Below are 20,116 nucleotides of genomic sequence, written 5' to 3' on the forward strand. Positions count from 1 at the left end.
GAAAACCGCGCGGCGTCTTCCAGGCTCGAGCCTGTGCGCCGTAGGCGGGCCTGCCCGGGGGCGCTCAATCCTGCTTGGGGTGGTCGTCGTACTTGCCCGACAGGATCCGCTGCGCGTCGCCCTCGGGATCTTCGTACTGGCGGCTCTTCACCGTGAAGACGAAGAAGCCGAGTCCGAGCCCCCCGAGGATCAGCGAGATCGGGATGAGGTAGGCGAGGATATTCATTTTGTTGCCTTGAGACGCAGCGCGTTCAGCGAGACGGTGATCGACGAGGCCGACATGGCCAGCGCCGCAATGAGCGGCGAGCAGAGCCCGGCTACGGCCAGCGGCACGGCGATGACGTTGTACCAGGTGGCGATGGCGAAGTTCTGGCGGATGCGTTGCGTGGCGCTTGCGGCCACCGACAATGCTCCGGGGATCGGCGCCAGCGAGCGGCCCAGCAGCACGATGTCCGAGGCCACCCGCGCCGCGTCGAGCGCCGACGCCGGCGAGATCGAGACATGCGCGCCCGCCAGCGCCGCCGTGTCGTTGAGCCCGTCGCCGACCATCAGCACCCGTCTGCCTGCGTCCGAGAGCGCCCTTACCCGCGCCGCCTTGTCCTGCGGCAGCGCCTCGGCGACCCACTGCGGGATCTGCAGCCGCGTCGCCAGCGCTTCGACCGCGGCGGTGCTGTCACCGGAGAGCAGGATCACGCGCTTGCCCATGTCCTTGAGTGCGGCGACTGTTTCCTCGGCGCCGTCCCTCAGGCTGTCCTCGAAGGTGAAGACCTGCGCCGGGCCTTGTCCGACCCGCAGCCATGCAGCGGTGGCGGCGCTCTGTCCGCCGCCGGTCCAGGCGGCCCGGCCGAGCCGCACGGGCTCTGCGCGCCAGAGGGCCTCGGTGCCATGGCCGGGCACCTCCTTGAGCCCGGTGACCTCGGCGGGGCTGATCCCGGCGGCGCGCAGCGCGGCGGTCAGCGACACCGAGAGAGGGTGGGCCGAGCCCTCGGCGAGGGCGAGGGCGATCTCGAGGTCGTGCCGGGTGAAGTCGTCGCGATTGGTCAGAGCCGGCGTGCCCGCGGTCAGCGTGCCGGTCTTGTCGAAGACCACCGTGTCGATCTCGGCCAGCCGCTCGAGCGCGGTGCCGTCCTTGATCAGAAGCCCCTGCTTGAAAAGCTTGCCCGAGGCGGCTGTGGTCACCGCGGGCACGGCGAGCCCGAGCGCGCAGGGGCAGGTGATGATCAGCACTGCGGCGGCGATATTGAGCGCGACGCGGAAATCGCCGGACCAGAGCAGCCAGCCGAGGAAGGCCAGCGCGGCGAGGATGTGTACCCCCGGCGCGTAAAGCTTGGCGGCCTTGTCGGCGAGCGGCGTGTAGTTCTCGCGGCCCGACTCGGCCACGGCCACCAGATCGGCCATGCGGTGCAGCGAGGTGTCGCGGCCCACCGCCGTGGCGCGGATCACCAACGGGCCGGTGAGGTTCACCTCGCCGGCGCTCACCGTCTGGCCGGGGGCGGCGTAGACGGGCAGGGTCTCGCCGGTCAGCAGCGAGCGGTCGAGCTCTGACTGGCCCTCGCAGATCTCGCCGTCGACCGGCATCCGCCCGCCGGGGCGCACGCGGACCAGATCGCCGACGCGCAGCTCGGCGGCGGGGACCTGTTCCTCGCCCGCCTCGGTGAGACGCCAGGCGCGGGGCACCTCGAGCGCCGAAAGCTCCTCGGCGGCGGAGCGGGCGATGGCGCGGGTGCGGTGGTCGAGGTAGCGCCCGGTGAGCAGGAAGAAGGTCAGCGCGATGGCGGCGTCGAAATAGGCGTGCTCGCCCGAGAGCATCGTCTCCCAAAGCGAGGTGACGATGGCCAGCAGGATCGCCAGAGAGATCGGCACGTCCATATTGAGATGCCCGGCGCGCAGCGCGGACCAGGCGTTGCGAAAGAAGGGCTGCGCCGAGAAGGCGACAGTGGGCAGCACGATGGCCGCCGAGATCCAGTGGAACAGGTCGCGCGTCGGCCCCTCGGCGCCGGACCAGACCGCGACCGACAGCAGCATGACGTTCATCGCGGCAAAGCCCGCCACGGCGAGGCGCATCAGCAGATCGCGCCCGGCCGTGTCGGTGGCGGTGGCCGCAAGCGTGCCGGCGTCGAGCTCGTGAGCCTCGTATCCCGCCGCTTCGACGACGGGGATCAGCGCTTCAGCGGTCATTTGCGGGTCGGCCTCGATGCGCACGCGCTTCTGGCTGAGGTTGACCCGGGCGCTGCGCACGCCGGGCACCTTTTCCAGCGCGCTTTCCACGGCGGTCATGCAGGCGGCGCAATGGATGGTCGGCAGCGACAGGGCCAGCCGGGCCTCGGAGGGCTGCGCGCGCTCGGCCAACGCCTCGGCGGCGGGGGCGGCGACGCAGGCCGGGCAGGCAGAGGCGGGCGGTCGCAGGGTGGCGGTCATGAGGTCAGCCCCTGATGAAGAATTCCAGACGCTGCTCGAAGAGCGTACCATCCTCGGCTTGGGCCTTCACCCAGACGTTCCAATGGCCGGGCGCAAGATCGTCGGCGGCGACGAACTGGCGGCCGTCCCAGAAGAACTCGGGCGTGTGGTCGTCCTTGACGTGGGTCGAGCGGCCGAGTCTTGCGCTCAGCTCGGCGGGCTTCACCGGCAAACCCTCGGGATCGGTGAACCGCAGCACCACCGCGCCCTCGCGCGGCTCGGCATGGGCGGTCCAGCGCAGCGCCTCCTGCTCGGCGCGGCGGACATCGAAGGTCTGGCTGGCGACGTAGGAGTTCGGCACCTCGAGCCCAGGGAAGGTGGCGATGGCATTGTAGGCGAGCGCGATGTTCACCGCGATGATCACCCCGAAGGCGCCGCCGAAGATCGCCAGCACGTGCCAGCCGGTGAGCTTGCGTCCGCTATCCTGTGCTTCGGTCATTGAATTGTCCGTCCGTTGAAGATGGTCGCCTTGGCGGCGCGGTCGCCGGTGGTCAGGTCCTCGACCCAAATGTGAAACTCGGTGCGGTCGGCCTTAGCCTCGGGGGTGCCCTCGGGAGCGGTCACATAGACCCTCTGAAGGTGCGTCTCGTTGGCGGGCACGTCAACGGTGGTGTCCGTCTCGCCCTCGAGGCTGATCTGCAGGATGGCATCGTCCGAGAGCGACAGCCGGAAGGGCCGGTCCTCGCCGTGCTTGTTGAGCAGGCGCACGTCGTAGGTGTTGCGGATCGAGCCGTCCGAAAGCACCACGTAGGTCGGATTGCGCACCGGGGCGACGGTGAGCTCGATCTCGGGGCGCAGCACCAGCGCGACCAGCAGGCCGACGCCGACCAGCGACCAGAGCGCGGTGTAGAGAAGCACGCGCGGACGGAAGATGTGCTTCCAGATCCTGCGGGGTTCTTGGCCCGCGCGCTCGCGCGTCTCGTCCGACAGGGCGAGGTAATCGATCAGCCCGCGCGGCTTGCCGATCTTGTCCATCACGTCGTCGCAGGCGTCGATGCAGAGCGCGCAGGTGATGCAGGCCATCTGCTGGCCGTCGCGGATGTCGATCCCCATGGGGCAGACGTTCACGCAGGCGTTGCAGTCGATGCAGTCGCCGAGCTGCTCTGCGCCCTCGGCCTTGCGGTGCTTGCCGCGCGGCTCGCCGCGCCAGTCGCGGTAGCCGACGGTCAGCGTCTCCTCGTCCATCATCGCCGCCTGGATGCGCGGCCAGGGGCAGGCATAGATGCAGATCTGCTCGCGCGCGAAGCCGCCGAAGGCAAAGGTCGTGGCGGTGAGGATGGCGATCGTCGTGTAGGCCACGGGGTGGGCGTTGCCGGTCACCAGGTCGACCAGCAGGGTGGGCGCGTCGGTGAAATAGAACACCCAGGCACCGCCGGTGGCCAGCGCGATGAGCAGCCAGACCACCCATTTGGTCAGCCGCAGCCGTAGCTTGCGTACGTCCCAATTTTTCTGCCGGTGCAGCCGAAGCCGCGCGTTGCGGTCGCCCTCGATCCAGCGTTCGACGAGGATGAAGAGGTCGGTCCAGACGGTCTGCGGGCAGGCATAGCCGCACCAGACCCTTCCCAGCGCCGAGGTGAAGAGGAAGAGCCCGAGCCCTGCCATGATCAGCAGGCCGGCGACGAAGTAGAACTCGTGTGGCCAGATCTCGATGAAGAAGAAAAAGAAGCGGCGGCCAGCCATGTCGACCAGCACCGCCTGGTCCGGCAGCTCCGGCCCCCTGTCCCAGCGGATCCAGGGGGTCACGTAGTAGATGCCCAAGAGCACGAGCATCAGCACCCATTTGAGATTACGGAAGTGCCCGCGCACCCGGCGGGGGAAAATCGGCTCGCGCGCCGCGTAGAGAGAGGGCGCGCCTGGTTGGGTCTCGGACACCGCAAGTACTCCGGTTCGAATCTGCCTGTGCCGCCCGTTCTGACGCCGCAGCGCGCCGCGAACTTTGACCTGCATCAATAAGCATATCTTTCACTTAGCTTTTGCGGCCTCACGTCGCAGCCAGGTGGTGAACATCCGGAGCGGCGCGCGCATGACTCCGGGCCGGGTGACCAGATAGTAGCCCTTTTGTCGGCTATCTTCGAACAATAGTCGCAGCCGGCCCGAGGCGATGTCGTCCTCGGCAAAGACGCGGGCGGTGATCGCGATGCCATGACCCTGCCGCGCGGCCTCGAGCATCAGGTTGCCGGGCAACGAGCTGACCCCCTGCCGGACGTCGTGGTCTATGCCGAACTGGGCGAACCAGTCGGTGGCCTCGTTGGTGCCCAGCTCCTGCAGCCAGTGGAAGCTGCGCAGCTCGGCGGGGTCGGTGTACTCGCGGTCGCCCACCAGCTGCGGCGCGCCGACCAGCGCGATGGGAGACTCCACCAGCAGCTCGGCCTCGAGCCCTGGCCAGCGGCCCGAGCCGTAGCGCAGCGCCACGTCGATGCCGCCAGGCTCCAGCGGCGCGAGCTTGGCCGAGGGATCGAGCATCAGGCTGATCTCGGGATGCGCCTCGCGAAAGCGCGCGAGCCGCGGCATCAGCCAGGACGAGGCAAAACTCGGCGTGGTGGTGATCATCAGCGGCCGGTCGGCTTCGGCGCCGGTCAGCGCCTCGAGCTCCTGCGCGATGCGCCCGAATCCCTCGGCCAGCGCCTGTGCCAGCCGCGCGCCTTCCTCGGTCAGCGCCATGGAGCGCCGCGAGCGGTCTAGCAGCCCGATGCCGAGATGCGACTCCAGGTTTCGTATCTGCTGGCTGATCGCCGCGTGGCTGACGTTCAGAGCTGCGCCGGCCTTTTGCACCGACCCGGTCTCGGCGTAGGCGGCAAAGGCCCGGAGCGCAGGGAGAGGGGGGAGAGAGGTCCAATTCATTATGTCAAGCAATCTTACATGTCAGAATTCTTCCTGACTGGCTGCAATGGGCCCTTCGATCAATACTTGAAGGGCGAAATGGCGTATTCAGGAGGTTAAAAGTGCTTGTAATATATGCAAAAACTTTCATGACTGCGACCCGGACGGACGTCAGGCCAAATTGCCCTCCATCCGCGCGCTCGACACATGCGCCTCACCCCGGTGCGCCAGAGGCGTCCCGGGCAAGCGACAGGCGTCGCCGGGGTATACGGTCAATGATCAACGGAATTTTGATGCGTGCCAAGGGCAGAAATGCGGCCAAGGCAGATTGCCGGGGTCATGAGACGTGAAACGTCCGCTTTCTCGGCGGCAAAAGGAAACGCCGGCCCCCCTGGAAACGCGCGAACAGGTGGGGGACCGGCGTCTGGCCTCCGGGCCTTGCGGCCCAGAGGTATCTTGTCGCGCGCCTACTCGGAGGCTTCGCCGCCGCCAAGCCCGTGCACATAGGTGGCCACGGCGCGGATTTCCGCTTCCGACAGACGGGCGTTCCAGTTCGGCATGACGCCGAAGCGGGCGTTGGTGACGGTCTCGTGGATCGTCGCGTAGTCGCCGCCGTAGAGCCAGATCGCGTCGGTCAGGTTCGGCGCGCCCTGCATCCGGTCGCCGGTGCCGTCCTCGCCATGGCAGGCCGCGCAATTGTCCGCGAAGACCGTGGCGCCCTCGTCAACGAGCGAAGCGTCCTGGGGCTCTTCGCCCGACAGCGTCATCACGTAGTTGCTGACCGCGGCGATCTGTTCGCGCTCGAGCAGCCCGTCACGCCCGAAGGCCGGCATTTCCGAGTAGCGCGCATCGGGGTCGTCCTCGTTGCGGATGCCATGGGTGATCGTGGTGTGGATCTCCTCGATCGAGCCGCCCCAGAGCCAGTCGTCGTCGAGCAGGTTGGGATAGCCCTTGGCCCCCGCTGCGCCCGAGCCGTGGCACTGCGCGCACCAGGTGCGGAAGACCGCGGCCCCGGCGTTCTGCGCGTAGCCGCCCAGCTCGGGGTCGCCCGCGATCGCGCTCAGCTCGACCGAGGCAAGCTGCTCGTTGATCGGGGCGAGCTTGGCCTCCTGCGCCGCGATCTCCTCGGCCACGGCGCCGCGGGTCGAGTAGCCGAGCAGCCCCGCGGTGGCCGAACGCACGCCCGGCCAGGCGGGATAGGCGATGGTGTAGCCCACGCCCCAGATGATGGTCGCGTAGAAGACCATCAGCCACCAGCGCGGCAGCGGCTTGTTGTACTCCTCGATCCCGTCCCAGGAATGGCCGGTGGTCTCGTAGTCGAGATCGTCTCTACGGGTGTCTTTCTTGTCGCTCATGATCCTCGCCTCCTCACTTGTGGGCGGGTTTTTCGGGCGCGTCGGGCGCGGCCGGGGCGGTGTCGTTGCGAAGCGGGATGCTGGCGGCGTCATCGTGATTGCGCCTGGCCCCGGGGCGGAAGATCCAGACGATCATCCCCACGAAGAACAGGAACATCAGCAGCAGCCCCCAGCTGTCCGCGAAGTGGCGGAGGCCGGAATAGGTGTCCATCTCGTCCCCTCCTCAGCGGCTGGCGTCGGGCGTGAAGGTCGAGAAATCGACCAGCGTGCCGAGCATCTGCAGGTAGGCCACCAGCGCATCCATTTCCGAGATGCCCGGTTCGCCGTCGAAGTTGCGCACGCTGACCTTCTCGCCGTAGCGCTCGAGCAGCCCGTCGTAGTCGAGATCGGGGTTCGCCTGCACCCGGAAGTCGGCCGAGGCGTTCTCGACCATCTCGTCGGTATAGGGCACGCCGACCATGCGGTGGGTGGCCAGAAGGTCTTCCATGTACTGCCCGTCGATCAGCTTGGCCGACAGGAAGCCGTACTTGGGCATCACCGATTCCGGCACGACCGACTGCGGGTCGGTCAGGTGATCGACGTGCCACTCGTCCGAGTAGCGGCCGCCGACGCGGGCGAGGTCGGGCCCCGTCCGCTTCGAGCCCCATTGGAACGGGTGGTCGTACTGCGATTCCGCCGCCAGCGAGTAATGGCCGTAGCGCTCCACTTCGTCGCGCATCGGGCGGATCATTTGGCTGTGGCAGACGTAGCAGCCCTCGCGGATGTAGATGTCGCGCCCGGCCAGCTCCAGCGGGGTATAGGGGCGCATGCCCTCCACGTCCTCGATGGTGTTTTCCAGGTAGAAGAGCGGCACGATCTGCACCAGCCCGCCAATGGTCACCACCAGGAAGGCGAAAATGGCCAGCAGCGTGACGTTCCTCTCGAGAACGCCGTGCTTGTCGAGGATGGACCACCTTTTGGGGCGGTCACCCAGACCCGTGGCGGAGGCCGGCATCGGGGGCTTTTTGTCGTTGGTTGCCATTGTCTCGGCCCTCCTTATTCGGCCGGGTGCGCGAGAGCGGCCGCGGTCTCGGCTTCGACAGCCGGAGCCCGTTTCACGGTCATCCACAGGTTGTAGCACATGATAATCGCACCAGCGATGTAGAGGCCGCCGCCGAGGGCGCGCACCACGTACATCGGGAACTTGGCGGACACGGTGTCGGCGAAGCTGTTGACGAGGAAGCCGTTGGCATCCACCTCGCGCCACATCAGGCCTTCCATGATGCCCGTGACCCACATCGACGCGGCGTAGAGCACGATGCCGATGGTGGCGAGCCAGAAGTGCCAGCTGACGAGGCTGAGGCTGTAAAGGCGCTCACGGTTCCACAGTTTCGGCGTCAGGAAGTAGAGCGCGCCGAAGGTGATCATGCCGTTCCAGCCAAGCGCGCCGGAGTGCACGTGGCCAATGGTCCAGTCGGTGTAGTGCGACAGCGAGTTCACCGCGCGGATCGACATCATCGGGCCTTCGAAGGTCGACATGCCGTAGAAGCCGATCGAGATCACCAGCATCCGCATGATCGGGTCGGTGCGCAGCTTGTCCCAGGCCCCCGAAAGCGTCATCAGGCCGTTGATCATGCCGCCCCAGCTGGGCATCCACAGGATGATCGAGAACACCATGCCAAGGGTCGAGGCCCAGTCGGGCAGGGCGGTGTAGTGCAGGTGGTGCGGACCGGCCCAGATGTAGAGGAAGATCAGCGCCCAGAAGTGCACGATCGACAGCTTGTAGGAGAACACCGGGCGCTCGGCCTGCTTGGGCACGAAGTAGTACATCATCCCCAGGAAGCCGGCGGTCAGGAAGAAGCCCACGGCGTTGTGGCCATACCACCATTGCGTCATCGCGTCCTGCACGCCCGAGAACAGTTGCACCGACTTCGAGCCCCAGATCGATACGGGGATGCTGAGGTTGTTGAAGATGTGCAGCATGGCGACGGTGATGATGAAGCTCAGGTAGAACCAGTTCGCCACGTAGATGTGCGGTTCCTTGCGCTTGATGATCGTGCCGACGAAGACCAGCAGGTAGGCGACCCAGACCACGGTCAGCAGCCAGTCGACGTACCATTCGGGCTCGGCGTATTCCTTCGACTGGGTGGCGCCCAGCAGGTAGCCGGTCGCGGCCAGCACGATGAAAAGCTGGTAGCCCCAGAAGACGTACCACGCGAGGTTGCCGCCCCAGAGGCGGGTCGCCGAGGTGCGCTGGACGACGTAGAACGATGTGCAGATCAGCGCGTTGCCGCCAAAGGCGAAAATCACCGCCGAGGTGTGCAGCGGCCGCAGCCGTCCGAAGTTGGCAAAGCCCTGCGCCCATTCGAAGTTGAGCGCCGGAAAGGCCAGCTGGGTGGCGATGAACACGCCGACCGCGAATCCCACCACGCCCCAGAAGGCGGTTGCAATGACGCCGGCGCGCACCACATCGTCCATGTAGCTCAGCTCTCGCACCCGGGCGGGCACCGGCTCGTCGGTATTGCGGAGGGTCCAGAGGAACAGACCCGCCGCGAGGAGGAAGATGGTCAGCGCATTGACCATGTAAGCCACGTCTCGTGCGTAGTTGGCAGCGATCAGCGCGAAGAGCGCGACAACCCCCAGCACGATGAGCTTGATATAATTCAGCATCATTCGTCCCTTCGTCTGACTCGCACGATTCGTTGCCGCGCGAGCGGTTCTGACTGACGGGGTTTTGAAGTGAATGCTCCCGCCCAACCTTGATCTGAATCAAGGCTTTGGTTCCGAGTTCTTGCGTTAAGTCATTCTAAGGGTTGCCCTTCGGGCGTAATGTGCCGGTGTCGGGCCCTCCCGGACAATACCACGGAGATTGCAATGGGCTACAAATCAATACTTACGGTTGTGACCGACGAGGCCTTCCTGGAGTCGACGATCGATCACGCCGCCGCGGTTGCCGCCTGCTGGGACGCCCATCTGGATGTGCTCGCCTTTGGCGTCGACCGCACCCAGACCGGCTATTATTACGCCGGCGCCGACGCGATCATCCTGCAGGAAACGCTCGACCGCGCTTCCAAGGACGCCACGGCGCTTGCCACGGCGGCGAAGGCGCGGCTGAACCGCTTCGACCTGCGTTGGGCGGTCGAGGAGGGTGTGGCGCAATTGGCCGACATCGGTCGCCACGTGGCGGGCCGGGCGCGGTTTGCCGACATGGTGGTGCTGCCCAAGCCCTATGGCCCGGACCGCGGCGTCGAGCTGGAGCCGGTGGTCGAGGGCGCGCTCTTCGAGGGGCAGGCCCCGGTGCTGGTGGTGCCGCGCGCCTCGGACCCGTCGAGCAAGCCCAAGCGCGTCGTGCTGGGCTGGAACGAAAGCGCCGAGGCGCTGCGCTCGGTGCGCGCCGCCATGCCGATCCTCAAGGAGGCCGAGGCGGTGCACGTGGTGGTCATCGATCCGCCGCAGCACGGGCCGAACCGCTCCGATCCGGGCGGCATGCTGTCGCAATACCTGTCGCGCCACGGGGTGAGCGCCGAGATCGACGTGCTGACGAAGACCATGCCGCGGATCTCCGACATCCTGAACCGCCACGTGCAGGACGTGGACGGTGACATGATCATCATGGGTGCATATGGCCATTCCCGCTTCCGCGAGGCGATCCTCGGCGGCGCGACGCGGAACATGCTGGAACTGGCGGAGGTACCGGTCTTTCTGGCGCATTGAGGCTTGGGAGAAGAGGCCTCTGCGAAGAAACCGGACAGGCGGCGCAAGCCGTCCGAGGGCGGACCCGAGGGTCCGCCCTTGTCGTGTCAGCCGGTCCGTGTCAGCCGGTCCGTGTCTGCCGCGCCAACCCTGCGAGGACGTGTCTGCGGCAGAGGTTGCCCGGGCACCGCACGGTGGGGGCGCAACGGCCCGGCGCGCTCGGTTGAGGTTCCTTTCGCACCGGCAAGTCGATAGGGTCCGGGCCGAGGCAGAAAAGAACGAGCAGGAGACACCCATGCGCGCAACGATCGGGACCGTGATGATGAGAGGCGCGGCAGCGCTCGCCCTTGCGGCGACATTGGGCGGATGTGCCGCCAATCCCGGCTGGGGCGGGCGCTACGAGGTTTACGGCGTCGAAGAGGGCGACATGCTCAAGCTGCGCGGCGGGCCGGGCACCGGTTTCGACGTGATCATCGGCCTGCCGAACGGCACCGTCCTTCGGGTCTACGACTGCACCCAGACCGGCGGAACCCGCTGGTGCGAGGCCGCCCTCGACCGGGCGCCGGAGACACGGGGCTACGTCTCCTGGGCCTATCTGCGCGAGCACTGAGCACGCCGTCCCCGCGGGGACGGGCTCAGATCTCGCCCAGGGCCATCAGCGCCGCCTTCAGCGTCTCGAGGTCCATATCCCCGAGCGCCGTGTCCACGGCATCGTGCTCGCGGCGCCAGATCGGCATCGCCGCGTGCAGCACCTCGTGTCCCCGCGGGGACAGGCGCAGCCGCTTGCCGCGCTTGTCCTCGGCATCGGCGGTGCTTTCGACCAGCCCGCGCCGCTCGAGCACCTTGAGCGCCGCGGTCAGCGTGGTGCGGTCCATGGCCAGGAAGGGCGCCAGATCCGAGATGCGCGGCGGCTCGGGGCGGTTCAGCGACATCAGGATCGAGAACTGCCCGTTGGTCAGCCCCACGGGTTTCAGCGCGACGTCGAAGCGCCGGCCAAGCGCGCGTGCCGCCCGCTGCGCGCGGAAGCACAGGCAGCGGTCGCGGACCTCGAGGGTGGTCTCATAGGGCAGGGATGGCGTTGTCTCGCTCATGTATTCTCATTCATGTTGATATCAACTTAATTATGCGCCTAGGATGCGGAAGAGCAACAGGAGATGTCTCATGACGCATGTTTGGGGGTTTTTGACGCCCGTGCCGCAGGAAAACAAGGCAGCCTATTTGGAGACGGCCCGAAAATCCTGGGATTTATTCAAGGAATACGGGGCCTTGTCGCTACACGAATGCTGGGAGGCCGAGGTGCCCGAGGGCAAGCTGACCTCCTTTCCCATGGCGGTGAAGCGCGAAGAGGGAGAGGCCGTGGTGTTCAGCTGGATGATCTGGCCCGACAAGGAGACCGCCGACCGCTGCGGCGCCTCCTTCGAGACCGATGAACGCTGGAAGGCGACCATGGACATGCCTTTTGACGGCAAGCGGATGATCTACGGAAGCTTCGATCCGCTGTTCGAGGCCTGAGCCGGGCGCAGGCGGGCGGTCAGGCGAAAACGCCGCCGTCCGCGTCGTCGCCCGCCTCTTCGAGCAACCGGTCCATGTCGGGGATGGTGACGTGGCGCTTGCCCTCGAGCTCGATCACCCCGTCCTTGCGCAGCGCCGAGACCTGGCGGCTGACCGTCTCGAGCGTCAGCCCGAGGTAATCCGCCATGGCCTCGCGGGTGAGCGGCAGGTCAAAGGTGATCCGCTCGCCGGGCGCGCTCACGTCGCGCATGTTGATCGAGGCATCGCGACGGGCAATGATCGACAGCAGCGAGGCGATCTTCTCGCGCGCGGTCTTGCGGCCGAGCACCAGCATCCATTCGCGTGCAGCATCGAGCTCGTCGAGGGTCATCTCGAGAAGGCGCTGCGCGATATGCGGGGTGCGCATCATCATCTCTTCGAAGGGGCTCTTGCGGAAGCAGCACATCACCAGGTCGGTGGTTGCCACCACGTCGTAGGCAGCCGAGGCGCGGCCCGGACGGCCGACGAAATCCGACGGCAGCAGCAGGCCGACCATCTGGGTGCGCCCGTCTTCCATGGTCTGGGTGAGCGTCGCGATGCCCGAGACCACCGAGCCGACGAATTCCATCCGGTCGCCGGACCAGATCACCGTCTGCCCGGCTTCGAATTTGCGGTAATACTTGATTTCTTCGAGCCGCTCGAGCTCATCCGACTCGCAGCGGGCGCAGACCGCACGGTGGCGGATCGGGCACTCGTTGCAGTCATGCGAAACCGCGATGCTCTTTTCGTTCAGCATTCCATGTCCAAATCTTGATCTGCGTCAAAGTCGTGCCGCGAAAAATTTTCGTAAGCCTACGCTCATGATTACGCGAGCACAACTCTCCCGCCTTGGCCTCTTCGACGCGAAGGTTCCCCGGTACACCAGCTACCCGACGGCCCCGCATTTCTCGGGCGACGTCACCCCGGGCGATTTCGCAAACTGGATCAGGGCCGTGCCCGAAAATGGCATGGTCTCACTCTACCTGCACGTGCCTTTCTGTCGCAGGCTGTGCTGGTTCTGCGCCTGCCGCACGCAGGGCACCGCGACCCTCGCGCCGGTGGAAAGCTACGTCGAGACGCTGAAGGCCGAGCTTGACCTGCTGAAGCGGCATCTGCCCCGGGGTGTCAAACTGTCGCGGCTGCACTGGGGCGGCGGCACGCCGACGCTGCTGACGCCCGAGCTGATGCGGGCACTGATCGACAAGCTCGCCGACGTTGCCGATTTCGCCGAAGGGGCCGAGTTCTCGGTCGAGATCGACCCCAACGAGATCGACGGCGAGCGGCTCGACGTGCTGGCCGCCGGGGGGATGAACCGTGTCTCGATCGGGGTGCAGGACTTCGATCCCGGGATCCAGAAGACCATCGGTCGCGAGCAGAGCTACGAGGTGACCCGCCGCGCGATCGAGATGGTCCGCGACCGCGGCATCGGCAGCCTCAACGCCGACATCCTGTACGGGCTGTCGCATCAGTCGAAGGCGCGGATCACCGAGTCGGTGCAGAAGCTGCTGTCGCTCGGGCCCGACCGCGTGGCGCTCTACGGCTACGCGCATGTGCCCTGGATGGCCAAGCGCCAGCAGATGATCCCCTCGGACGCGCTGCCCACGCCGAGCGAACGGCTCGACCTTTTCGAGACGGCGCGCCAGCTTTTTGCCTGGGATGGCTACGCCGAGATCGGCATCGACCACTTCGCCGTGCCCGATGACGGGCTGGCGATCGCGCAGAAGACCGGCAAGTTGCGGCGCAACTTCCAAGGCTACACCGACGACACGTCCGAGGTGCTGATCGGGGTGGGGGCCTCGTCGATCTCGCGCTTTCCGCAGGGCTTCGCGCAGAATGCTCCGGCGACCTCGGCGCATGTGGCGGCGATCCGAGAGGGGCGTTTCTCGACAGCGCGCGGGCATACTTTCCGGGGCGAGGACAAGCTGCGCTCGCGGATGATCGAAATGCTGATGTGCGATTTCCGCATCCGCTCCGAGGAGTTGATCCGGGACTACGGCGCGAGCGAGGCGATGCTCGCGGGCCTGTACCGCGATGCCAATGCCCGCTTCGACGGGCTGCTGGAGATCACTGAGGACGGGCTTTTCATTCCGGTGGGCGCGCGGCCGCTGACCCGCATGGTGGCGCGCAGCTTCGATGCCTACGAGCTGTCGAAGGCCGGGCACAGCTCGGCGATCTGAGCAATGGCGCATGGGCGGGCGCTGGCCCGCCCGGCGCGCGCCGCCTTATCCCGCCAGCTCGAAGGCCGCGGCAAAGAGCGTCTGCGTGTAGTCCGTCTTGGGCGCGGCGAAAATCTCTTCCGCGTCGCCCATCTCCACCACGTCGCCCTGCTTCATCACGATGACCTTGTGGCTCATCGCGCGCACCACCTTGAGGTCGTGGCTGATGAAGAGGTAGGCGAGGTCGTACTTGCGCTGCAGCGCGCGCAGCAGCTCGACGATCTGCACCTGCACCGTCATGTCGAGCGCCGAGGTCGGCTCGTCCAGCACCACCAGCTTGGGCCGCAGCACCATGGCGCGGGCGATGGCGATCCGCTGGCGTTGACCCCCCGAGAATTCATGCGGGTAGCGGTGCATCGTGGCCGGGTCGAGACCCACCTCGGTCATGATCGCTGCCACCACCTCTTTCGCGGGTCGCCCGTCGGGGGAGCCGTGCACGCCGAGACCCTCGGCGATGATCTGCTCGCAGGTCATCCGCGGGCTGAGCGAGCCGAAGGGGTCCTGGAAGACGATCTGCATCTCGGAGCGCAGCTTGCGCAGCTGCCGGGTCGACAGGTCGCGCACGTCGCGCCCGTCGAAGGTGATGCCGCCCTGTGACTGGATCAGCCGCATGATCGCAAGAGCCAGCGTGGTCTTGCCCGACCCGGACTCGCCGACGATGCCCACGGTCTCGCCCGCGCGCACTGAGAAAGACGCGTCGTTGACCGCCTTCACGTAGCCGACGGTCTTTTTCAGGAACCCTTTCTGGATGGGGAACCAGATCTTCAGATTGTCGGCGCGGGCGATCTCTTTCGCATCCGGCTCAACCGGATCAGGTTTCCCGGTGCTCTCGGCCGAGATCAGCTTCAGCGTGTAGGGATGCTGCGGGTTGGCGAAAAGCTCGGCGGTGGGGCCATGCTCGACGATCTCGCCGTTCTTCATCACGCAGACCCGGTCTGCAATCTTGCGCACGATGTTGAGGTCGTGGGTGATGAACAGCAGGCTCATGCTCTCGGCCTGCTTGAGATCGGCCAGAAGCTCGAGGATCTGCGCCTGGATGGTCACGTCGAGCGCGGTGGTGGGCTCATCCGCGATCAGCAGGTCCGGCCCGTTGGCCAGCGCCATGGCGATCATCACCCGCTGCCGCTGCCCGCCCGAAAGCTGGTGCGGATAAGCCGACAGACGGCTTTCGGGGTCGCGGATGCCGACCTTGTTCAGCAGATCGAGGATGCGCGCGCGGGCCTTGTCGCCGGTTAGCCCCTGGTGCAGCGCGAGGCTCTCGCCGAGTTGCTTTTCCAGCGTGTGCAGCGGGTTGAGCGAGGTCATCGGCTCCTGGAAGATGAAGCTGATGTCATTGCCCCGCACCTTGCGCAGGCGCTGCAGATCGGCGCCGATCATCTCCTGATCGTTGTAGCGGACCGAGCCTTCGACATGTGCGGCATCGCCCAGCAGCGAGACGGTCGAGAGCGCGGTCACCGACTTGCCCGAGCCCGACTCGCCGACCAGCGCCACGGTCTCGCCGCGCGGGATGTCGAAGCTCACACCCTTGACCGCGAGGCTGCGCGTGCCGTCCTGGGTGAAGCTGACCTTCAGGTCGCGGACCTCGAGGATATTGGCGCTCATGAGAAGGTCTTTCTGGGGTCAAACGCGTCGCGTACGCCTTCGAAGATGAAGACCAGCAGCGACAGCATCAGGGCAAAGACGGTGAAGGCGGTGAAGGCCAGCCACGGCGCCTGCAGGTTCTGCTTGGCCTGCAATGTCAGCTCGCCCAGCGAGGGCGCCGAGGAGGGCAGGCCGAAGCCGAGGAAGTCGAGGCCGGCGAGAGTGCTGATCGTGCCGGTCACGATGAAGGGCAGCATGGTCAGCGTCGCGACCATGGCGTTGGGCAGCATGTGGCGGAACATGATGGTCCAGTTGCTGACGCCGAGCGCCTTGGCGGCGCGCACGTACTCGAGGTTGCGCGCGCGCAGGAATTCTGCCCGCACCACGCCCACGAGTGCCGTCCAGCCGAAGAGCACCGTCAGGAAAACCAGCAGCCAGAAACTTCGGCCCAGAATGGCGAAGAGGATGATGATCACGTAAAGCGATGGCGTTGCGGACCATATCTCGATCAGCCGCTGGAAAATGAGGTCGAGCCAGCCGCCGAAGAAGCCCTGCAGTGCCCCGGCGACGACGCCGATGATCGACGAGACGACCGTGACCACCAGCGTGAAGAGGATCGACAGGCGGAAGCCGTAGATCACCCGCGCCAGCACGTCGCGCTTGGTGTCGTCGGTACCGAGCAGGTTCTGCCCATTCGGGGGCAGGGGCGCCGCGCCGGGACGGTCGACCGGGGTGTTGAACGTGTAGGGAATGGGCGGCCAGATGCTCCATCCCTTGACGAAATCGCCCTCGGGGGTGCCGCCCGCCTCCACCGTCTCGATCAGCCCTTCGGGGTCGTCGAAACATGCCTCGATGCCGCCGGTGCGAATGAGGCATTGCACCTCGGGATCGCGGTAGGCGGCCTCGGTCCGGAAGTCGCCGCCAAAGGCGGTTTCGGGGTAGAAATTGAAGATCGGCATGCGCAGCTCGCCGCGGTAGCTGACGAGGATCGGCTTGTCGTTGGCGATGAACTCGGCGAACAGCGACAGGCCGAAGAGCACCACGAAGATCCACAGCGACCAGAAGGCGCGGCGGTTGCGCTTGAAGTTGCGCCAGCGGCGCTGGTTCAGCGGCGACAGCGCGAAGCGGCCGGGTTTGGGCTGCGGGACGACGGGAATTCCGGGCTCGGGCTGCGGGCGGAGCGGCGCGGAGTCGTCGAAGCGGGGATCAGGCTCGTAGCTCATCTCAGCCCTCCCGCTTCTCGAAGTCGATGCGCGGATCGACCAGAACGTACATCATGTCCGAGATGATCCCGACGACAAGGCCGATGAGGCCGAAGATAAAAAGCGTGCCGAAGATCACCGGATAGTCGCGCGCCACCGCCGCCTCGAAACCGAGCCGCCCGAGACCGTCGAGCGAGAAGATCGTCTCGATGATCAGCGAGCCCGAGAAGAAGACGCCGATGAACACCGCCGGGAAGCCGGCGATGACGATCAGCATGGCATTGCGGAAGACGTGGCCATAGAGCACGCGGCTCTCGCTCAGGCCCTTGGCACGGGCGGTCATCACGTAGTGCTTCTTGATTTCGTCGAGGAAGGAGTTCTTGGTCAGCAGCGTCAGCGTGGCAAAGGCCGAGATCGTCGAGGCGATCACCGGCAGCGCGATGTGCCAGAAGTAATCGGCGATCTTCATCGGCCAGCTCAGCGCCTCCCAGTTGTCCGAGGTGAGGCCCCGCAGCGGGAAGATCTGCCAGAACGAGCCACCGGCGAAGAGCACCAGCAGCAGGATGGCGAAGAGGAAGCCCGGGATGGCGTAGGCGACGATGATCACGCCCGACGTCCATGTGTCGAAGCTGCTGCCGTCCTTGACGGCCTTGCGAATGCCGAGCGGGATCGAGACGATATAGGCGATGATCGTCGACCAGAGCCCGAGCGAGATCGACACCGGCATCTTTTCCAGCACCAGGTCGATCACCGAGATCGAGCGGAAGTAGCTCTCGCCGAAGTCGAGCCGCATGTAGTTCCACATCATCCCGAAGAAGCGCTCGAGGGGGGGCTTGTCGAAGCCGAACTCCTTCTCGAGGCTCTCGATGAACTCGGGCGGCAACCCGCGGGCGCCGACGTATTTCTCGTTGCCGCCGCCGCCCATGCCCGCGCCGACAGTGTCCATTCCGGCACCGGGCGCAGTGCCGCCACCGCCGGAGAAGCCGCCGAAGACGTCTCCCTGGCCCTCGATCTGGGCGATGATCTGTTCGATGGGACCGCCGGGCACGAACTGCACCAGCGCGAAGTTGATGATCATGATCCCCAAGAGCGTGGGGATGATGAGCAGCAGTCTGCGGAGAATGTAGGCTCCCATATTATTTCAGCACGCCGGCCTCTTTGAGGGCCTTCTCCTTGTCGGGGTTCACCCACCAAAGGCTGAGGTAGCCAAGATCGTAGGGCGGGATGGTCTCGGGGTGTTCGTACATGTCGTAATAGGCGACCCAGTAGTCTGCGATATAGCCGTCGGGGACGATGAAGAACTCGTAGCGCAGCGCGCGGTCGAGCGCCATCAGCGCGACGTCGGTTTCCGCCTGGCTGGTGGCCTCGAAACTGGCGGCGATGATCGCGTCGACGAGCGGGCTGGCGAGCCCGGCGGGGTTGAAGAGCGAGAATTCGGCTTCGCGCGAGCCGTACATCTGGCTGAGCCCGCCCCCCGTGGACAGGAAGGCGCCGTAGCGACTCGAGTAGATCATGTCGTAGTCGCGCTCGCGCTGCCGCAGCGTGAACTGCGAGGGATCGACCTTTTCGTAGCTGGCATCGATCCCGATGGCGCGCAGGTTCTGCACGTAGGTTTCATGCATCGACTCGATGCTCGCTTCGATGTTGCTGGGAATGATCATGTGCAGCTTGAGGGTCTCGCCGGCGTCATTGCGCGCCAGCCCGTCGTCGCCCACGCTCCAGCCCGCCTCCTGCAGCAGCCCGCCTGCCTGGCGGCGCGTGCCGCGGCTGATCAGGTCCTCGGGGTTGCTCTCGTGCATGGTCCAGACGTCGGTGGTGTAGATGCCTTCGGGAACCACGTCGCCCAGCGACTTGAGGAAGTCCAGCTCGGCCCCCTCGGGCAGGCCCTTGGCCTCGATCGGGGTGCCCTCGACGAAGGAACTGCGCGGGCTGTAGAGCCCGTAGCGCAGGCTCTCATTGCTCCACTCGAAGTTGAAGGCCAGGGCGATCGCCTCGCGCACGCGCTTGTCCTTGAGCTGCGGCTTGGCGAGGTTGAAGACGAAGCCGGTGGGGTTGGGCGGGCTGCCGTCGGCGATCTCTTCCTTTTTCACCGTTCCCTGCTGGATGCGCGGGAAGTCGTAGGAGGTGGCCCAGAGCTTGGGGTCGCTCTCGACCCGGAAGGTGTATTCGCCCGCCTTGAACGCCTCGAAGGACGCCGTCTGGTCAGAGAAATACTCGACCCGGACGGTGCCGTAGTTGTGCCGGCCCTTGTTGAAGGGGATGTCGCGGCCCCAATAGTCGTCGCGCAGCTTGTAGACGATGCGGCGGTTCACCTCGTAGCTGTCGAGCTTGTAGGGGCCAGAGCCGACCGCCACCTCCATGCGCGGCTCGTCGAGGCGGCGCTTCTCGGGGTCTTCCTCGAACCAGGCCTTCTTGAACACCGGCGTGGCGCCCACGGTCTCGATGCGCGAGCGCTTGGTGAGCTCTGTGTTGAAGGTGAATTTCACGGTGCGCTCGTCGAGCGCTTCTGCGCCGGTCACCATCTCGCCCACGGCGGCGGCATAGGAGGGAAGGCCCTGGGTGATGAAGAGCTTGTGCGAATAGACCACGTCCTCGGCGGTGACCGGCGTGCCGTCCCAGAAGGTCGCCTCGGGGCGGATGTGGAAGATCACCCAGGATTTGTCCTCGGGGTATTCGAGGCTCTCGGCGAGGACGCCGTAATATTGGCCGACGGAATCCTCGGTGCTCTCGATCAGGCTATCGTATTGCAGGGTGGTCAGCGCCCCGGCGCGGCCCTTGCGCGAATAGGGATTCATGCTGTCGAAGGTGCCGGAGGCGCCGAGCACGATCTCGCCCCCCTTTGGCGCGTCGGGGTTCGCAAAGTCGAAATGGTCGTAGTCGGCAGGGTAGTCGAGCTCGCCGAAGTAGGAGTAGCCGTGCGCGGTGATGATCTTCTGATCCGTCGCCTCGGCGGAGTCGGGGGCAGTTTCGGTGGCGGCGGGGCTGGCTGCGGGACTGGAGTCCTGGGCCCAGCCGGCTTGGGCGGCGAGGGCGATCCCCAGCGCGGTCAGCGCGCCGAGAAGGGGGCGAAAGGCAATCGGATCGAGGCTGCGAATGGCGGCCGCGGCAGGGCGCGTCGTCCGGATCATGTGGTCTCCCCTCTGGTTGTCGGCTTGAGCTCTGCCGTTTGATGTAAGCTAAGGGCCGGTCGCGACGACATTCAAGCCGAACTTGCTGGAGTTTGCGTGAGCGCCCGCGATTTCGGCGCGAGGGCGCCTGCGCGCAGGCCGTCCCGCCCGCGTCG

19 protein-coding genes are annotated in these 20,116 nt (G+C 66.2%); 4 read left to right on the forward strand and 15 right to left on the reverse strand.

Translation table 11 applies throughout. The annotated features are described in order from the left end of the window. Positions 1–64 precede the first annotated feature (64 nt). The 9 genes from ccoS to ccoN form a co-directional block, all read right to left on the reverse strand. Positions 65–226, reverse strand: a complete 162-nt coding sequence (gene ccoS, locus G0D83_RS01565; protein ID WP_095881226.1) for a cbb3-type cytochrome oxidase assembly protein CcoS — start codon at positions 224–226, stop codon at positions 65–67. Beyond that, positions 223–2,418, reverse strand: a complete 2,196-nt coding sequence (locus G0D83_RS01570) for a heavy metal translocating P-type ATPase (RefSeq protein WP_164188914.1) — start codon at positions 2,416–2,418, stop codon at positions 223–225. Before G0D83_RS01570 ends, ccoS begins: the two co-directional genes overlap by 4 nt. 4 nt (positions 2,419–2,422) lie before the next feature. After that, positions 2,423–2,896 (reverse strand): FixH family protein, encoded by a 474-nt coding sequence (locus tag G0D83_RS01575; RefSeq protein WP_164188916.1) that lies wholly within the window; start codon positions 2,894–2,896, stop codon positions 2,423–2,425. Further along, on the reverse strand, positions 2,893–4,329 hold the full coding sequence (ccoG, locus tag G0D83_RS01580; RefSeq protein WP_164188918.1) for a cytochrome c oxidase accessory protein CcoG: 1,437 nt from the start codon (positions 4,327–4,329) through the stop codon (positions 2,893–2,895). Before ccoG ends, G0D83_RS01575 begins: the two co-directional genes overlap by 4 nt. 90 nt (positions 4,330–4,419) lie before the next feature. Continuing rightward, positions 4,420–5,298 (reverse strand): LysR substrate-binding domain-containing protein, encoded by an 879-nt coding sequence (locus tag G0D83_RS01585; protein ID WP_164188920.1) that lies wholly within the window; start codon positions 5,296–5,298, stop codon positions 4,420–4,422. Between the two features lie 446 nt (positions 5,299–5,744). After that, positions 5,745–6,632: a cytochrome-c oxidase, cbb3-type subunit III gene (ccoP, locus tag G0D83_RS01590; protein WP_164188922.1), complete on the reverse strand. Its 888-nt coding sequence runs from the start codon at positions 6,630–6,632 to the stop codon at positions 5,745–5,747. A gap of 13 nt (positions 6,633–6,645) precedes the next feature. After that, positions 6,646–6,843: a cbb3-type cytochrome c oxidase subunit 3 gene (locus tag G0D83_RS01595; RefSeq protein ID WP_108966599.1), complete on the reverse strand. Its 198-nt coding sequence runs from the start codon at positions 6,841–6,843 to the stop codon at positions 6,646–6,648. A 12-nt stretch (positions 6,844–6,855) separates the two neighbouring features. Further along, entirely contained in the window at positions 6,856–7,626 is a 771-nt protein-coding gene (gene ccoO / locus G0D83_RS01600; RefSeq protein WP_164189061.1) for a cytochrome-c oxidase, cbb3-type subunit II, read from the reverse strand. 41 nt (positions 7,627–7,667) lie between these two features. Then, the gene (gene ccoN, locus G0D83_RS01605) at positions 7,668–9,281 is read right to left on the reverse strand and encodes a cytochrome-c oxidase, cbb3-type subunit I (protein ID WP_164189064.1); all 1,614 of its coding nucleotides are present in this window, start codon (positions 9,279–9,281) and stop codon (positions 7,668–7,670) included. A gap of 204 nt (positions 9,282–9,485) precedes the next feature. Between ccoN and G0D83_RS01610 the strand changes: the two genes are divergently transcribed. Further along, positions 9,486–10,325, forward strand: coding sequence for a universal stress protein (locus G0D83_RS01610; RefSeq protein WP_164188924.1), 840 nt, complete (start codon positions 9,486–9,488; stop codon positions 10,323–10,325). 274 nt (positions 10,326–10,599) lie between these two features. After that, positions 10,600–10,914: an SH3 domain-containing protein gene (locus tag G0D83_RS01615; protein ID WP_235940390.1), complete on the forward strand. Its 315-nt coding sequence runs from the start codon at positions 10,600–10,602 to the stop codon at positions 10,912–10,914. A 25-nt stretch (positions 10,915–10,939) separates the two neighbouring features. Here G0D83_RS01615 and G0D83_RS01620 read toward each other — a convergent pair whose 3' ends face one another. Further along, positions 10,940–11,395: a MarR family winged helix-turn-helix transcriptional regulator gene (locus tag G0D83_RS01620; protein ID WP_108966593.1), complete on the reverse strand. Its 456-nt coding sequence runs from the start codon at positions 11,393–11,395 to the stop codon at positions 10,940–10,942. A gap of 70 nt (positions 11,396–11,465) precedes the next feature. Here G0D83_RS01620 and G0D83_RS01625 point away from each other — a divergent pair, with 70 nt between their 5' ends. Beyond that, positions 11,466–11,816: a DUF1428 domain-containing protein gene (locus G0D83_RS01625; protein ID WP_164188926.1), complete on the forward strand. Its 351-nt coding sequence runs from the start codon at positions 11,466–11,468 to the stop codon at positions 11,814–11,816. 19 nt (positions 11,817–11,835) lie between these two features. Here the strand turns inward: G0D83_RS01625 and fnrL are convergent, their stop codons facing one another. Further along, on the reverse strand, positions 11,836–12,591 hold the full coding sequence (fnrL, locus tag G0D83_RS01630) for a transcriptional regulator FnrL (protein ID WP_108966590.1): 756 nt from the start codon (positions 12,589–12,591) through the stop codon (positions 11,836–11,838). Positions 12,592–12,655: 64 nt separating this feature from the next. Here fnrL and hemN point away from each other — a divergent pair, with 64 nt between their 5' ends. After that, entirely contained in the window at positions 12,656–14,011 is a 1,356-nt protein-coding gene (gene hemN / locus G0D83_RS01635) for an oxygen-independent coproporphyrinogen III oxidase (protein ID WP_164188928.1), read from the forward strand. 45 nt (positions 14,012–14,056) lie between these two features. On the opposite strand, the gene G0D83_RS01640 is transcribed toward hemN, so the two are convergent. Genes G0D83_RS01640 through G0D83_RS01655 form a run of 4 tightly spaced genes read right to left on the reverse strand, consistent with a single transcriptional unit; the run spans position 14,057 to position 19,961 of the window. Further along, a complete protein-coding gene (locus G0D83_RS01640; protein ID WP_164188930.1) occupies positions 14,057–15,652 on the reverse strand; it encodes an ABC transporter ATP-binding protein in 1,596 nt (531 codons plus the stop codon). Continuing rightward, the gene (locus G0D83_RS01645; protein WP_164188932.1) at positions 15,649–16,854 is read right to left on the reverse strand and encodes an ABC transporter permease; all 1,206 of its coding nucleotides are present in this window, start codon (positions 16,852–16,854) and stop codon (positions 15,649–15,651) included. Before G0D83_RS01645 ends, G0D83_RS01640 begins: the two co-directional genes overlap by 4 nt. Before the next feature lies 1 nt (position 16,855). Next, a complete protein-coding gene (locus G0D83_RS01650) occupies positions 16,856–17,968 on the reverse strand; it encodes a microcin C ABC transporter permease YejB (RefSeq protein WP_164188935.1) in 1,113 nt (370 codons plus the stop codon). A gap of 1 nt (position 17,969) precedes the next feature. Beyond that, a complete protein-coding gene (locus G0D83_RS01655; protein WP_164188937.1) occupies positions 17,970–19,961 on the reverse strand; it encodes an extracellular solute-binding protein in 1,992 nt (663 codons plus the stop codon). Positions 19,962–20,116: the final 155 nt, after the last annotated feature.

It is taken from the genome of Salipiger sp. PrR003 (assembly GCF_010500785.1).
GTDB classification, from domain to species: Bacteria; Pseudomonadota; Alphaproteobacteria; order Rhodobacterales; family Rhodobacteraceae; genus Salipiger; species Salipiger pacificus_A.

What these genes read in the sequence shown, in the direction of transcription:
- ccoS (WP_095881226.1), bottom strand. Translation starts at nt 226, where the DNA reads ATGAATATCCTCGCCTACCTCATCCCGATCTCGCTGATCCTCGGGGGG.
- G0D83_RS01570 (WP_164188914.1), bottom strand. Translation starts at nt 2,418, where the DNA reads ATGACCGCCACCCTGCGACCGCCCGCCTCTGCCTGCCCGGCCTGCGTC.
- G0D83_RS01575 (WP_164188916.1), bottom strand. Translation starts at nt 2,896, where the DNA reads ATGACCGAAGCACAGGATAGCGGACGCAAGCTCACCGGCTGGCACGTG.
- G0D83_RS01585 (WP_164188920.1), bottom strand. Translation starts at nt 5,298, where the DNA reads ATGAATTGGACCTCTCTCCCCCCTCTCCCTGCGCTCCGGGCCTTTGCC.
- ccoP (WP_164188922.1), bottom strand. Translation starts at nt 6,632, where the DNA reads ATGAGCGACAAGAAAGACACCCGTAGAGACGATCTCGACTACGAGACC.
- G0D83_RS01595 (WP_108966599.1), bottom strand. Translation starts at nt 6,843, where the DNA reads ATGGACACCTATTCCGGCCTCCGCCACTTCGCGGACAGCTGGGGGCTG.
- ccoO (WP_164189061.1), bottom strand. Translation starts at nt 7,626, where the DNA reads ATGCCGGCCTCCGCCACGGGTCTGGGTGACCGCCCCAAAAGGTGGTCC.
- ccoN (WP_164189064.1), bottom strand. Translation starts at nt 9,281, where the DNA reads ATGCTGAATTATATCAAGCTCATCGTGCTGGGGGTTGTCGCGCTCTTC.
- G0D83_RS01610 (WP_164188924.1), top strand. Translation starts at nt 9,486, where the DNA reads ATGGGCTACAAATCAATACTTACGGTTGTGACCGACGAGGCCTTCCTG.
- G0D83_RS01615 (WP_235940390.1), top strand. Translation starts at nt 10,600, where the DNA reads ATGCGCGCAACGATCGGGACCGTGATGATGAGAGGCGCGGCAGCGCTC.
- G0D83_RS01620 (WP_108966593.1), bottom strand. Translation starts at nt 11,395, where the DNA reads ATGAGCGAGACAACGCCATCCCTGCCCTATGAGACCACCCTCGAGGTC.
- G0D83_RS01625 (WP_164188926.1), top strand. Translation starts at nt 11,466, where the DNA reads ATGACGCATGTTTGGGGGTTTTTGACGCCCGTGCCGCAGGAAAACAAG.
- fnrL (WP_108966590.1), bottom strand. Translation starts at nt 12,591, where the DNA reads ATGCTGAACGAAAAGAGCATCGCGGTTTCGCATGACTGCAACGAGTGC.
- hemN (WP_164188928.1), top strand. Translation starts at nt 12,656, where the DNA reads ATGATTACGCGAGCACAACTCTCCCGCCTTGGCCTCTTCGACGCGAAG.
- G0D83_RS01640 (WP_164188930.1), bottom strand. Translation starts at nt 15,652, where the DNA reads ATGAGCGCCAATATCCTCGAGGTCCGCGACCTGAAGGTCAGCTTCACC.
- G0D83_RS01645 (WP_164188932.1), bottom strand. Translation starts at nt 16,854, where the DNA reads ATGAGCTACGAGCCTGATCCCCGCTTCGACGACTCCGCGCCGCTCCGC.
- G0D83_RS01650 (WP_164188935.1), bottom strand. Translation starts at nt 17,968, where the DNA reads ATGGGAGCCTACATTCTCCGCAGACTGCTGCTCATCATCCCCACGCTC.
- G0D83_RS01655 (WP_164188937.1), bottom strand. Translation starts at nt 19,961, where the DNA reads ATGATCCGGACGACGCGCCCTGCCGCGGCCGCCATTCGCAGCCTCGAT.